Below are 13,750 nucleotides of genomic sequence, written 5' to 3' on the forward strand. Positions count from 1 at the left end.
AATGGCGGCGCATCGTGGCGGATGCGGATGGCGTTCCTGAAAGCAGGTATATGGAAAAACTCGATATTCTCGTGATCGGCGGTGGCATCGGCGGCCTTTCCGCCGCGATTGCGCTCCTTCGCAAGGGGCATCGCGTCACCGTGATCGAGCGCGATCCGGAGTGGTCGGTCTATGGCGTCGGCATCATCCAGCAATCGAACGTGGTCCGCGCGATGGACCAGCTCGGCGTGCTCGAAGCCTTTCTGGATGCGGCCTGCGGGTTCGATGCCGTGGAGATCTACCTTCCCGACGGGACCCGCGTGGCCCGTATTCCCACCCCGAGACTGGTGGAGGGCAGGCCCTCCAACGTCGGTATCGGCCGCCGTGCCCTGCAGAAGGTGCTTGGCGACAGCGCCCGGGCCCTCGGCGCCGAGATCCGCCTCGGCGTGACTGTCGAACTGCTGGATCAGGATGAAACGGGCGTTTTCGTGCGCTTCTCCGATGGCTCCGACGGGCGCTATGATGTGGTGGTCGGCGCTGACGGCGTCTATTCGCAGACCCGCCGCATGGTCCTGCCTCAGGCGGAAAGCCCGGAATTCACCGGTCAGTCGGTCTGGCGCTACAACTTTCCGCGCGCTGAAGGGCTCGATGCGCTTCACGTCTACAACGGACCTACCGGCGTCGGCCTCGTGCCGATGTCGGCCGACACGATGTACATCTATGCGACCACGCCGGAGCCGGACAATCCCCGCTATCCGGTGGATGGCCTGGCCGCGGCGATGCGCGCCAGGTTGTCCGGGGCCGCACCGGCAATCCGCGAACTGGCCGAACATATCACCGATGACGAGGGCGTGGTCTACCGCCCGCTCGAAGGCATGATGGTTCACGGCCCCTGGCATGCAGGACGGGTGGTGCTGCTGGGCGATGCCATTCACGCCACCACGCCGCATCTGGGGCAGGGCGCCGGCATGGCGATCGAGGATGCGCTGGTTCTGGCCGAGGAACTCTCGGCGCACACCGCTCCCGAGGAGGCATTCGCGGCCTATCGCGCCCGTCGTTACGAGCGCTGCCGCTACATCGTCGAGGCTTCGCTGGCGATCTGCCACGGCCAGATCGGCAAGGGCCCCCCGGTCGATAACCACAAGGCCACCGCTGAGATGTTCGCGGTTGTCAGCCAACCCATTTGACCATTTCATTCAAGGAATTGCAGCCATGAGCCGAGTGACCGAAATCCGCTATGTCGGATATGGCGTTCAGGATTTCGACGCCGAGCGCGCCTTCTATACCCAGGACTGGGGCCTCGTGGAGGTCGCCGCGCAGGACGATTTCGCCTGGTTCAAGACCCACGGGCATGACGAGCACCATGTCGTGCGCCTCCACAAGTCGGATGCCGACCATGTCGAGGTGATCGCGTTTGCCGCCGATACGCGGGGGGATGTGGATGGTCTGCACGAGAAGGTCGTGGCGGCAGGCTGCAAGGTGATCTTCGCCCCGCGCGAACTCGATGCCCCCGGCGGCGGCTATGCCTTCCGCTTCTTCTCGCCCGACGGCCTCCCCTTCGAGATTTCGGCGGACGTGGAGAAGCTCGGCAAGCGGGCGATGGAGCGTTGGGAAGGCGTGCCGGTGAAGATCAGCCACATCGTCATGCACTCGCCTGATCATCAGGCGCTGGTGGCCTTCTTCACCGATGTGCTCGGCTTCAAGATCAGCGACTGGCTGGGCGACTTCATGTGCTTCCTGCGCTGCAACGGGGCGCACCACCGCGTCGCCATCCTGCCCGGTCCGCCCTGTCTCAACCATGTCGCCTACGATATGCTCTCGGTCGACGACATGATGCGCGGCGTCCATCGCCTCAAGCAGCGCGGCACGGACCTGCGCTGGGGGCCGGGCCGCCATACGGCGGGCAACAATACCTTCAGCTACTTCACGACGCCCGGCGGCTTCGCGGTCGAGTATACGTCCGAGCTGGAAGAGGTCGATTTCGAAACGCATCAGCACAAGGTCCATATTCCGGGCCCGCAGATCATGGACCAGTGGGGCATCGGTGTCGGGGGCCCGCAGACGATGCCGCATCCCGCACCCGATGCGCGCCTGTTCCAGCCGGCGGAGGCCTGAACCATGGCTCTGTTCGAATACTTTCCGAACTACATCTGGAACCTCTCGGTTTCGATCGCGATGGAATCGGGCGCGCAGCTTGGCGAGATCATCGACATGTGCCAGCCGATCCGCGACGCGGCGGCCAGCGGCGCCGATGCCGGCACGCCGCAGTTCATGAAGGCATGGGCGGCGATGGGCGACAAGCTGCTCGAACTTGCCGCCGAGGACGAGGCTGCGGGGCGCAAGTTCTCCGCCTCGAACAAGCTGGAGCGCGCCTCGCTCTACCTCATCACCGCGGAACGCATGCAGGGCCACGGCCATCCCGGCCGTCAGGAAACTTACGCAAGGGCGCGCGAAGCGTTCGACCGTTCGACCGCGCTGGGCCAGATCAACCGCGAGCGCGTGGAAATCCCGCTGGAAACCGGCACGATGCCTGCGCTGTTCACGCGGGCACCCGGAGAGGGACGCCAACCGGTGGTGGTGTTCTGCAACGGTCTCGATAGCTGCAAGGAACTGCTCTACTGGACCCGCCTGCCGCAGGAACTGGCGCGGCGGGGCATCTCCACGCTCTGCGTCGACCAGCCAGGATCGGGCGAGGCGCTGCGCCTTCAGAACCTGCCGGTCGATCCCAATTCGGAAAGCTGGGCGAGCAAGGCGGTGGACTGGCTGGAGCAGCAGCCGGACGTCGATCCGGCGCGCATCGGCATGACCGGCATCTCTCTTGGCGGCCACTTCGCGCCGCGCGCGGTCGCTTACGAACCGCGTTTTGCATCCGGCGCGGTCTGGGGGGCAAACCACAACTGGCGCGAAGTGCAGGACAAGCGCATGGCACGCGAGGGCGAGAACCCGGTGCCGCACTACTGGGCGCATGTCCACTGGGCCTTCGGCGCCGAGGATCAGGACGATTTCCTGGCGAAGTCCGATGCGATGAACCTCAACGGCCACATGGACCGCATCAAGGTGCCCTTCCTCGTCACTCACGGCGCGCAGGATCGCCAGATCAGCGTGAACTACGCCAGCGATCTCTACGACCAGCTGGTCAATTCGCCGCGCCGCGAGAAGGTGATCTTCACGCCCCGCGAAGGCGGCGTCGAGCACGTCGGAGCGGACAACATGGCTTATGGCCGCGATCTGATTTCAGACTGGTTCGCCGAGACGCTGGGAGGAAAGACCGCATGACTCGCCGTTTCGTCGATCTCTCGATCTCGCTCTGCAACGATGTCGTCAGTGATCCGCCGTTCCTGAAGCCGGAGATCACCTACCAGACCCATGCCGAAACGGTGGGTGAACTGAACATGTTCTTCCCCGGCGTGACTGCCGAGGATACGCCGGATGGCGCCGGTTTCGCTGCTGCGGAATGGGTCAGGCTGACCACGCACAGCGGCACGCATCTTGACGCGCCTTATCATTTCCATCCGACCATGAACGGCAAGGACGGAGAGCCCGAGCGTTCTCTCACCATCGACGAAGTGCCGCTGGAATGGTGCTTCCAGTCCGGCGTTAAGCTCGATTTCCGGCACTTCCCGGATGGCTATGTGGTTACGGCCAGGGATGTCGAGGACGAACTGGCCCGCATCGGCCATACGTTGAAGCCGCTCGATATCGTCCTCGTCAACACCGCCGCCGGCAAGGCGCTGGGCGAGCCGAACTATGTCAACCGCGGTTGCGGCATGGGCTACGAGGCGACCATGTACCTCACCGAGCGGGGGGTACGGGTGACGGGCACCGATGCCTGGTCATGGGATGCGCCGTTCAGCTACACCGCTGAAAAGGTCAAGGAAACCGGCGATCTGTCCCTGATATGGGAAGGCCACAAGGCAGGCCGCGATATCGGGTATTGCCACCTCGAAAAGCTGCACAACCTCGAAGTGCTGCCCGGCCATGGCTTCACCGTCTCGTGCTTCCCGCACAAGATCAAGGGTGCCTCGGCGGGCTGGACCCGCGCCGTCGCGATCTTCGAGGATTGAGCATGCGCCTTGCAACTCTGGAAAACGGCCGCCCGGATGGCGCGCTGGCGGTCGTCTCGGCCGATGGCGCACGCTATCTGGAGGCGGCCGGGTTGAGCCTGCTTTCGGCCATGGAGGACTGGCCGGCGGCCGAGCCCGATCTCCTTCGGCTTGCCGCGGCGCTTGAGGGCGGAGCGGGCGGACGGATCGATTCCGCCTGCCTGCGCGCGCCGCTGCCGCGTTCGTGGCAATGGCTCGACGGGTCGGCCTTCGGCACGCATGGCGAACTCATGCAGGTCGCTTTCGGTCTGCCTCCGGTCGATAGCGACCGGCCGCTGATGTACCAGGGTGTTTCCGACCGCTTCTACGGCCCGAGCGACGCGGTGCCGTTTGCAGACACTGCCCACGGCATCGATTTCGAGGGCGAGTTCGGCGTGATCGTCGATCACGTTCCCATGGGCACCCGCGCCGAGGATGCGTTGAAGCACATCAGGCTGGTGGTCCAGATCAACGACTGGTCGCTGCGCACCCTGGCGCCGGTGGAGATGAAGACCGGCTTCGGCTGGATCCAGGCCAAGCCGCCGTGCTCGATGGCGCCGTTCGCCGTAACCCCCGCCGCGCTCGGCAATGCGTGGCGCGATGGGCGTGTCTGCCTGGATCTGGAGATAGATCTCAATGGGCAGCGGTTCGGCGCCGCGAGCGGTTCGGCCATGGATTTCGGCTTTCATGAACTGATCGCCCATGCCGCGCTGACGCGCGATCTCGTTGCCGGAACGGTGATCGGTTCCGGTACGGTGTCCAATGCGAACTACGCAGAAGTGGGATCGAGCTGCATTTCCGAAGTCCGTGCCATCGAGATCATCCGGGAGGGCAGACCCGTTACGCCGTTCATGGTGCATGGCGACACGATCCGCATGACGGCAACCGGCGCGGACGGCACCGCGCCGTTCGGTTCGATCGATCAGGAAGTCGTCGTTATCTGATTTTCCATAAATTGCGATTGGTTCGCAATAAGTGATCTGCTATCCGTCCCGGCCATGGATCGAGCAGACAGGGAAAACGGAGCATCGTCCGATGGCGAACTGCTGCGCGTCTTCCTGGCGCAGCGTTCCGAACTCGTCCGTTATACCGCGAACATCGTTGGGGACCGGGCCGGGGCGGAAGACATCGTCCAGGAGGCCTGGCTGCGTTTCAATGCTGCGGCGAAGAAGCAGCTTATCGGCGAACCTCGGGGATTCCTGTTCCGCATCGCCCGTAACCTTGCGCGCGATGGCCGGCGCCGCCGCAGCTTCGAGCAGAAGCTGTTCAGCGGCGACGACAGCGGCGTGGCCGAACTGATTGCAAGCGACGAGCCTTCCGCACAGACCCGGCTGGAGGCGATGGATGAGCTTTCGATCATTCGCACGGCCATGGACGCCCTGCCGGAGCGGACGCGGCTGGCGTTCACCATGCACCGGTTCGAGGGCGCGCGCCTGATCGACATCGCGGAGCGGCTCGGCATTTCCAGGAGCCTGGCGCAGGAACTCGTGGTGGATGGTCTGGAGCGCTGCCGCAAGGCCTTGCGGCGGCGGCCATGACGATACCTGCATTTTTATCCGGATTCCCGGCGGCGTCGTTCGTCTCAATCATGTGGAGTCTCGTTGGCGACAGGAAATGCGGCAAGACCCGTGATGAATGACGAAGTGGATATGGGCGCGGTCGAGCGAATGGCATCGACCTGGCTGGTTCGTCTCGATGACGATCCGGAGGACGCCGGATTGCGCGCGGAATTCGAGCAGTGGCTCGATGCCAGCCCTGAGCATCGCCGGGTATGGGCGGAAACGCGGGATCTCGATCTCCTGCTTGAGGCTGCAAGGCCGGTGGATGCCGTAGCGCTGCCTGCCGGCAATGTCGTTCCGCTGAAGCTTCGCCGCAAGGCGCGGGGCAAGTGGCGTGTGTTCGTGCCGCTCGCGGCAGCAGCCTGCCTTGGGCTGCTTCTGGCGGCCGACATTCCGGTCTGGATGCAGGCGCAGGATATCGCGCGCACCGGAGAGGTTCACAAGGTGGCCTTGCAGGACGGCAGCACCGCCTGGCTCGCGCCCGGCGCCGCGATGGCGTTCTCGATGGACGCAGAGGGCCGGCGCCTGAAACTTCTGCGCGGAAAGGGCTATTTCGACGTGGCCCACGATCCTGCCCATCCCTTCCGCGTGGAGGCCGGAGACGGGGAGGTGAAGGTTCTCGGCACCGCGTTCGAGGCAGGGTTCAACGAGCAGGGTATGGCGGTTTCCGTTCGGCGGGGGCTTGTGGAGGTTTCCTATCCCAAGGGCCGGGTGCGAGACCGGCTGCGCCCCGGACAATCGATCGCGGTGCCCTGGGCCGGAAGCCCTTCGCGCGGCCAGGTCCGGCCGGACCGGATCGCGGCGTGGATGAACGGCCGACTTCTGGTCAACGATCGACCGGTAAGGGACGTGCTCGAAGCGCTGCGTCCCTGGTACAGGGGCTATATCGTCGCCCGAGGGCCGGGGCTCGACACGCGGCGGGTAACGGGCATTTACGATCTGCGCCATCCTGATGCAGCGCTGGAGGCGCTTGCAAGAGCCCACACCATCGCGGTGCGCGACATTACGCCATGGCTGCGGATCGTCACGGTAGAGTGAGCCGGGGGATGGATGGCAGGCACTGAGAAGGCTGCTTTTCCATGCAGTTTCCCTTAGGCTTCAATTAATTTACCGCTCACTGCATTTTTTTCCGGAATTTCCTGAGCCTCGCCCGTCGTTAGGATATGCGACTGACTTGCATTAGCATTTAGTCGCCCGTTTGACGAATGGGGGATTTTGACGGTGATTGCGGGGGTGAAGTTTTGTGGGATGGGGCGGCGCGGTGCCTGGGCGGGAGCGCTTCTGGCGTCGGTATCCGCAGGAGGGCTGGCTTTTCCCGCTGTGGCCGCAGCGCAGGCCAGCACAAGCGGCGAAGCACGGGCGTTCAGCATTCCGGCGCAGTCCCTGGCCGATGCGCTGACGGATTTCGGAGAGCAGTCCGGCCTCCAGGTCAGCGTCAATGCGGATGATGTGCGCGGCCGTTCGACCGGCGGCGTGAGCGGCCGCATGGCTCCGGCGCTGGCGCTGGGGCGCCTGCTGGCGGGCACCGGCCTCGGTTATCGCATCGAAGGCAGCGTGGTCAGCCTCTCGAAACTGCCTGCCGCATCCGACGGAAGCGTCCAGCTCGGCCCGCTGCGGGTCGAAGGCAGCGTGAGCAACGCGGCGGAGACCGGCGCCGAGCGCGACACCCGGCAGCGCGATGCAGTCTACGATCAGGATATCTCTTCGACTTATGCGGGCAAGGAGGAGGTCGAACGCTACAAGGGCGTGAATACCGCCGACGTGCTGAAGGGCATGGTCAATGTCTTCAGCGGCGATGCCCGTAACGGCGGCGCGCTCGACCCCAGCATTCGCGGCATCCAGGGGCCGGGCCGCGTGCCCGTGCTGATCGACGGAACCGAGCAGGCGCTGACGGTCTGGCGCGGATACAACGGCGCCAGCAATCGCAGTTACATCGATCCCAGCCTGATCTCGGGCGTGCAGGTGCTCAAGGGGCCGGTTTCCACCCGCGGGGTCAACGGATCGACCGGCGGTGCCGTGGTCATCAACACGCTCGACGCCAGCGATATCCTCCAGCCCGGGCAGAGCTTCGGCGTGGAGATGCGGCTGGAAGGCGGCAACAACTCCACCGATCCGCGCCTGCCGACGCTGCTGACCGGGCAGGACTATCGCGATATTCCCGGCTTCGTCGGCTCCGGTGTGGGCGCTTCGCCGACCTATCCCTATGCGGACCCTTCGTTGCGGGTGAACCTGAAGGGCAGCGACGACAACGAATTCGTCTCGTTCGGCGATCGTGCCGCGCGGCTGGCCGTGGCGGGGCGCGTGGGAGACTTCGAACTGTTCGGTGCTTACGCCTACCGCGAGCGCGGCAATTACTTTTCGGGCAAGACGGGGGGCGGTTATTACCAGCAGGAAGACCTGCCGCTGAACGCCGATACTTATGTGCGGAAGCTGGGCCTCAATTACGAACCCGGCAACGAGGTTCCCAATACCTCGAGCGAGCTGGAATCGTGGCTGCTGAAGGCGACCTGGAAGATCGCCGACGATCAGGCTCTCCAGATCGGTTTTCGCGACAGTCGCTCGAAGTTCGGCGAGATCATGCCATCGCGGATCATGACCGCCGGAGGCGGCTATTTCGGCAATATCCAGTGGCCGCTCAGCAAGGTCCATGCACAGGCCTGGAACGGGGAGTACAAGTGGGACCCGGATAGCCGCCTGATCGATTTCAAGGCCAATCTCTGGGCGACCCATACCGTTGGCGATACCTACAGCGCGGGTGGCTTTCCCAATGCCGCTTCGGAGGCGGACCCGATCATCACCAATACGGCGCTCTCCAACTCGCGGAACAACCGCTATGGTCTGACCGCCAGCAACCAGTTCGAACTGACCTCGACGCTGGACCTGCTGATGGAGGGAAGCTGGCAGCACGAGAAGCTGCGTTCGGACGACGAATATTCGGAGGCGATGGCCAACGGCTGGCGTCAGTTGCCGCGTGCGGGACGGCGCGAGGAATATCGCCTCAGCCTCAAGGGCGAATGGCGCCCCGCGCAATTCCTGAAGTTCAATGCCGGACTGACCTATTCGGGATATTGGGCGAAGGACGATTTCCTGCCCAAGTATCTCGAACTGCAGGGCGGTTCGATCTCGCAGTATGTCACGCCCTCGTGGAAGACCACTTATGAAACGGAGGAATCCGGCGCCGCCGCGTGGGAAGCCTATCGCAGGGCCTATTGGACCGGGCTGAACATGCCGCAATCGGTGATCGACATCATCCTGCCGATCGAGATCGCCAGCTACGCGGCCAATCCCTATACTTTCGTCGTCAGTCACGACGGGCCGGACTGGACCCCGGACGCCTCGGGCAACTTCCACCGCGCGGGCAATTTCTGCCTGAACGGTTCGACCGACAGCATCGCCGGCTTCGTGGCGGGCCGCTGTGTGGTCAGCGCCCAGAACGAACTGGTCACGATAACGCAGGCCAAGCGCAAGTCGGGCAGCGGCTGGGCGCCGACGCTTTCGGCCACCGCTTACATCAGCAGCGCCAGCCGGGCCTATCTGCGCTATGCCGAGGCCTATCGCTTCCCCAGCATGTTCGAGAGCACGATCGGCTTTTCAGCCTCGATCAACCCCTCGCGCGATCTGAAGCCCGAGCGCATCCGTTCGTGGGAAGCGGCCTGGATACAGGACCTGCGCCCGCTGTTCGGCCTGAACGACGGCCAGTACGCCGATCTCAAGCTGACATGGTATTACAACACCACCCGCGACGTGATCGAGCGCGACATCCACCTGATGTTCAGCAATCTCGACAAGCAGGTGATAGCCGGTTTCGAGCTTCAGGCGCGGTATGACAACGGGCGCTTCTTCACCGATCTGAGCGCCGGCCATATGACGACCAACAAGGTTTGCGACGAGAGCCAGGCGGCGACCATGGACCCGAGCCGGGGCCGGGTGCCCGACTGCGTGAAGTACGGCTTAATCGCCGGTTTCCTGCTCACCCAGGCCACGCCCGAGGATACGGTGAACTGGACGGTGGGCGGCCGTTTCCTCGACCGTCGGCTCGAACTGGGCGGCAGGCTCACCTGGTATGCGGGCTACGACAACCCGCAACTGGCCGAATTCACCAACGAGGCGGACTGCATCGGCGGCTGCGCGCTCAATATCCCGTACACCTGGGGAGAGATCGTGACCCTGGATGCCTTCGCGAAGTTCCGCATCAACGACCGGTTCAGCGCCGAGCTGACCGGCCTCAACCTCAACAACCGCTATTACCTCGACCCGCTGTCGCGTTCGTTGCTGCCCGCACCGGGACGCACCGTGAAGCTCAGCGTGACCGGCCGGTTCTGAGGAGAATTTCAGGACCGCCGCCGGTGCCCTTGATCCTGACAGAGCAGGGCACCGGCGACGATCCTGGATCAACGCGCCCGAACGATCGGGCGCACCAACTGCAGGAGAAGTAGAATGAAGTCTGCCTATCTCAAAGCAATTGCTGCCGCCTTCACCCTTTCGACCGCGCTGGCCGGTACGGCCCAGGCGCAAGTGGTCGGTGCATCGAGCGACACGGCGAAAGTGAAGATCGCCGCCAGCACGGTCAGCGGCGGGCCTCACGTGGCCGGACGCGTGGGCATCAACGTGCCGAGCCTGACCAGCGTGCAGTACGTCGATTTCCAGGGCCTTCAGGCCTATGCCGCCGCTGATGCCAACGGCGTGACCTCGGTTGCGCAAGTCACCGGCACCGTCACCGACCACAGCAAGTACGGCCGCTTTGACTTTGCCAAGGTCGGTACGCAGGATGTCTACTTCGGCGAATGGTCGCAGACCGGCAGCGCCACTGCCGGCGATCACACCGTCTACTACGGCGGCACCGGCCAGACCAGCGCAGTGCCCAACAGCGGGGCCGCCAGCTACTCGGTCAAGGGCATCAGCGACTATGCCAACAAGGGCATCCTGACCGGCACCTTCAACGCGACGTTCACGGGCGGCGGCACCGGCATTCTCACCGGCAGCCTGAGCAATGCATCGGGAAGCTACGGCGTCAACATCGGTACGGCGGGCATCAGCGGAGGCGCCTTCTCCGGCACTACCGCCACGGCTACCAGCGGCACCACCACGGTCGCCACGAACGGCGCCGTCAGCGGCAGCTTCTTCGGCACCAATGCCGATGCGCTGGCCGGGATCGTCAACTTTGCGTCGGCCCGCCAGTACAACACCGCTTTCGGCGGCACCAAGAACTGATCCGAGCGTGAAATCGGGATCGGGCGCCGCCGTGCGTCCGGTCCCACCACGTGCGAACGGGATAGACACGATCCTCATGGCCGCCTTTCGCAAGTACCTGCTGCTGCTCTGTGCGGGCATGCCGCTTGGAACCCCCTCGGCAGTGGCACAGAGCGGAAGCGGGCAGGACACGCGCCTGCGCCTGGACCAGCAGATCGACCGGCAGCAAGCCCAGCGCGAAGCCGAAGCGCGGGAGGATGCCGAAGCACTGGACGAAGTGCCCTCTTCAATGGTGATCGACGGCGAGACCTATGCGGTCGGCAACAATGCCAGCGACCTCGGGCAGGCGCTCTACATTTCCGTCTCTCGCAAGCAATGGCGCGACGTGCGCCGTTTTCTGGCGGCCTACCGCAAGCTGGAAGATCGCGATCCGATGCTGGAGCTTTACGCTCTCGGCGCGCTTGCCCGCAGCGAGGGCAAACTGGCGCAGGCGGAACGCGATTACCGTGCGCTGCTGGACCTCAAGCCGGATTTCCTGCCCGGGCAGCTCGAACTGGCGCGGACGCTGTTCGAGAACCGCAAGGACCGGGAGGCCGCCCGCATATTCCGCGCCGCGCGGCTTCAGGTGGCCGGAGGCGGGCCGCAAGGCGAAGGAGTGCTGCGCTCGATCGACGCTTTCCTCTCCGCATTGAAGACGCGGCAGGGCTGGCAGGGCAGCCTGGCGCTTGGGCCGGGCTACAGCACCAATCTCAACCAGTCCTCGGCAAGCTATACCTGCCTCCTCGCCGCCGATGACGGCACCTGCCTGATCGATCGCAAGGTGCCGGATGCGATCGCCTCCACCGGGATCAACATCGAGGGAACGCTCAGCCGCCGCATCGCGCTCGGCGGGCATGGCGGGCTGCGGGCAAGGGCGATGCTGTTCGGGGACATCTATCCCGAGCATCACGCCTATTCGCAAACCACCGCGATCATGCGGCTCGGCTACGATTACCAGACGGCCCGAGACGGCGTGGCCATCTCGCCCTCCTTCGATCTGGGGACCTTCGGTTCCTCGATCCTCTACACGGCCTGGGGCGTGAATGCGGAGTGGACGCATACCCTTTCTCCGCGCGCGCTGTTCAAGCTGGAGGGCAACTACCGCCGGTTCGACTATGCCCTGGCCGGCTACGACACGCAGGACGGCGGGCTGGCCGATCTGTTCCTCACCGGCTGGTATACCCTGCCGCACGGCTGGACCCTGCTGGGCGGGCCCGATGCGCTCGACAAATCGGCGGGCGATCCCGTCGATGCCTATCGCCAGCTGGGTGCGCGCCTCGGTGTGGCGAAGTCCTTCGGCAATGCCGCCAGCCTGCTCCTGCTCGGCTCCGCGAGGGAGCGCCGCTACCGGGCCTACAGCGAACTTTTCGAAGCGAAGCGCCGGGACCGGGAGCAGGTCTATACCGCAATCCTGCGCGTGCCGGCGCTCAGGCTGGCGGGGCTCGTGCCCGAGGCGCTGGTCCAGCACAACCGGGTGAAGAGCAATATCGACTGGCTCTATTCCTACCGGCGCACGACCGTCAGCCTCCGGCTTAGCCGCTCCTTCTGAAACCGATCCCCGAAAAAGGAGAGTTCGATGACCATGACCACCGATACCGTTCCCCTTCCGCTCTCGAAGCGTCTCAAGGTGGAAACCGAAAGCGTTCACGAGGCACTGGACAAGCGCATCATGTCTGCCGATCCATTCGCGGACCGTGAGCGTTACGGGCGCTTCGTTGCCGTTCAGTACCTGTTCCACCGCGATATCGATGCGCTTTACGAGCAGCCCGCGCTGGCCGCCTTGCTCCCCGATCTTGCCGACCGCCGCCGACTGCCGCTGATCGCGTTCGATCTTGCCGATCTCGGCCTTGCGGTTCCCGAGGCGCGTGCGGCGCCGGCCTTCGGCGCAGGCGCGGACATTCCCACGGCGCTGGGCTGGCTCTATGTTGCGGAAGGCTCAAACCTGGGGGCGGCGTTCCTGTTCAAGGCGGCGGCGGCACTGGGTCTGGACGAGAATAGCGGCGCGCGCCACCTCGCCGGTCATCCCGAGGGCCGCGCCCGGCACTGGCGCAGCTTTACTGCCGCACTGGACGCGGCGGCGCTTTCCCCGGCAGAGCAGGCCCGCGCGCGCGCCGGAGCGGAAGCGGCATTCCTGCGGGTGAGGGGGCTCGTCGAGGATCATCTCGCCCGTGCCTGATTTAAGGGCAGGCCAGACAGGTTACGCACCGGCCCGCAATCCGGCTGCATTCGGGCTGAGCGTGGCGCTGCATCTGGCTGTTGCCGGGGCCATGCTGGTGGTCTGGCGGGAGGCGCCGAGGATACTGTCCGCCTCCACGCCTGCGCTCACGGTCAATCTCGTACCGCTGGCGGCGCCCGACCCGGTCCGCGATGTCGCGCCCGGGCCGGAGCAGGTCGAGAGGCAGGAGGAACGGGTGGAGGTCCAGGCCGAGGAAGCCCCCGTATTCACGCTGCAGAAGGTTTCCATCCAGCCTCGGGAGGAGCGGCAGGAAGTGGCCGAGCCGGTCGATCCCGGCCCGCCGATACCGGAAACGACCGCACCGAAAAGCATCCAGGCGCCGCCTGCGCCGCGGCTTTCGAACATGGCCGAGCCGGACTGGGAAGCCCGGCTTCTTGCGCATCTTGAACGGTTCCGCCGCTATCCGGCGCGCGCCCGCTCGGCGCGGCAGCAGGGGACCGTTCTGGTGCGCTTCAAGGTTACGCGCGGCGGGCAGGTTCTTGCTGCCGTCATCCAGCGCAGTTCTGGCTTTTCGGGACTGGATCAGGCGGCGCTCGAAACCTTTGGGCGCGCGCAGCCGCTGCCCCGTCTTCCCGAAGACCGGCCTGACCCGCTGGAACTGACGGTTCCTGTGGAATTCTACTTGCGCTGAAAAGAGAAGGGCCGGGCGCTCCCCGCGCCCGGCC

At 65.0% G+C, this 13,750-nt stretch carries 12 protein-coding genes; all 12 read left to right on the forward strand.

Annotated features, from left to right (window positions below; all coding sequences use genetic code 11):
• Positions 1 to 50: 50 nt before the first annotated feature.
• The 12 genes from ACLIMP_RS19645 (at position 51) to ACLIMP_RS19700 (ending at position 13,716) form a co-directional block, all read left to right on the forward strand.
• Positions 51 to 1,166, forward strand: a complete 1,116-nt coding sequence (locus tag ACLIMP_RS19645; RefSeq protein ID WP_054441980.1) for an FAD-dependent oxidoreductase — start codon at positions 51 to 53, stop codon at positions 1,164 to 1,166.
• Between the two features lie 25 nt (positions 1,167 to 1,191).
• Positions 1,192 to 2,094: a VOC family protein gene (locus ACLIMP_RS19650; RefSeq protein WP_054441898.1), complete on the forward strand. Its 903-nt coding sequence runs from the start codon at positions 1,192 to 1,194 to the stop codon at positions 2,092 to 2,094.
• A gap of 3 nt (positions 2,095 to 2,097) precedes the next feature.
• Positions 2,098 to 3,255, forward strand: coding sequence for an alpha/beta hydrolase family protein (locus tag ACLIMP_RS19655; protein WP_443478852.1), 1,158 nt, complete (start codon positions 2,098 to 2,100; stop codon positions 3,253 to 3,255).
• Positions 3,252 to 4,043, forward strand: a complete 792-nt coding sequence (locus ACLIMP_RS19660; protein ID WP_443478853.1) for a cyclase family protein — start codon at positions 3,252 to 3,254, stop codon at positions 4,041 to 4,043. The genes ACLIMP_RS19655 and ACLIMP_RS19660 overlap by 4 nt, the downstream gene beginning before the upstream one ends.
• Positions 4,044 to 4,045: 2 nt before the next feature.
• Positions 4,046 to 5,005: a fumarylacetoacetate hydrolase family protein gene (locus ACLIMP_RS19665; protein WP_443478854.1), complete on the forward strand. Its 960-nt coding sequence runs from the start codon at positions 4,046 to 4,048 to the stop codon at positions 5,003 to 5,005.
• 54 nt (positions 5,006 to 5,059) lie between these two features.
• Positions 5,060 to 5,599 carry a sigma-70 family RNA polymerase sigma factor gene (locus ACLIMP_RS19670; RefSeq protein WP_443478855.1) on the forward strand — a complete coding sequence of 180 codons (540 nt, stop codon included), beginning with the start codon at positions 5,060 to 5,062 and terminating at the stop codon, positions 5,597 to 5,599.
• Positions 5,600 to 5,692: 93 nt separating this feature from the next.
• Positions 5,693 to 6,658 carry a FecR family protein gene (locus ACLIMP_RS19675; protein WP_443478908.1) on the forward strand — a complete coding sequence of 322 codons (966 nt, stop codon included), beginning with the start codon at positions 5,693 to 5,695 and terminating at the stop codon, positions 6,656 to 6,658.
• A gap of 210 nt (positions 6,659 to 6,868) precedes the next feature.
• A complete protein-coding gene (locus tag ACLIMP_RS19680; protein WP_443478856.1) occupies positions 6,869 to 9,943 on the forward strand; it encodes a TonB-dependent receptor in 3,075 nt (1,024 codons plus the stop codon).
• A 114-nt stretch (positions 9,944 to 10,057) separates the two neighbouring features.
• Positions 10,058 to 10,831: a Slam-dependent surface lipoprotein gene (locus tag ACLIMP_RS19685; protein WP_165913204.1), complete on the forward strand. Its 774-nt coding sequence runs from the start codon at positions 10,058 to 10,060 to the stop codon at positions 10,829 to 10,831.
• 7 nt (positions 10,832 to 10,838) lie between these two features.
• Positions 10,839 to 12,398 carry a surface lipoprotein assembly modifier gene (locus ACLIMP_RS19690; RefSeq protein WP_231636244.1) on the forward strand — a complete coding sequence of 520 codons (1,560 nt, stop codon included), beginning with the start codon at positions 10,839 to 10,841 and terminating at the stop codon, positions 12,396 to 12,398.
• Positions 12,399 to 12,425: 27 nt separating this feature from the next.
• Entirely contained in the window at positions 12,426 to 13,025 is a 600-nt protein-coding gene (locus tag ACLIMP_RS19695; RefSeq protein WP_443478857.1) for a biliverdin-producing heme oxygenase, read from the forward strand.
• The gene (locus tag ACLIMP_RS19700; protein WP_243692609.1) at positions 13,018 to 13,716 is read left to right on the forward strand and encodes a TonB family protein; all 699 of its coding nucleotides are present in this window, start codon (positions 13,018 to 13,020) and stop codon (positions 13,714 to 13,716) included. Before ACLIMP_RS19695 ends, ACLIMP_RS19700 begins: the two co-directional genes overlap by 8 nt.
• Positions 13,717 to 13,750: the final 34 nt, after the last annotated feature.

Source organism: Novosphingobium aeonii (assembly GCF_052279045.1).
In the GTDB taxonomy this organism is placed as follows: Bacteria; Pseudomonadota; Alphaproteobacteria; order Sphingomonadales; family Sphingomonadaceae; genus Novosphingobium.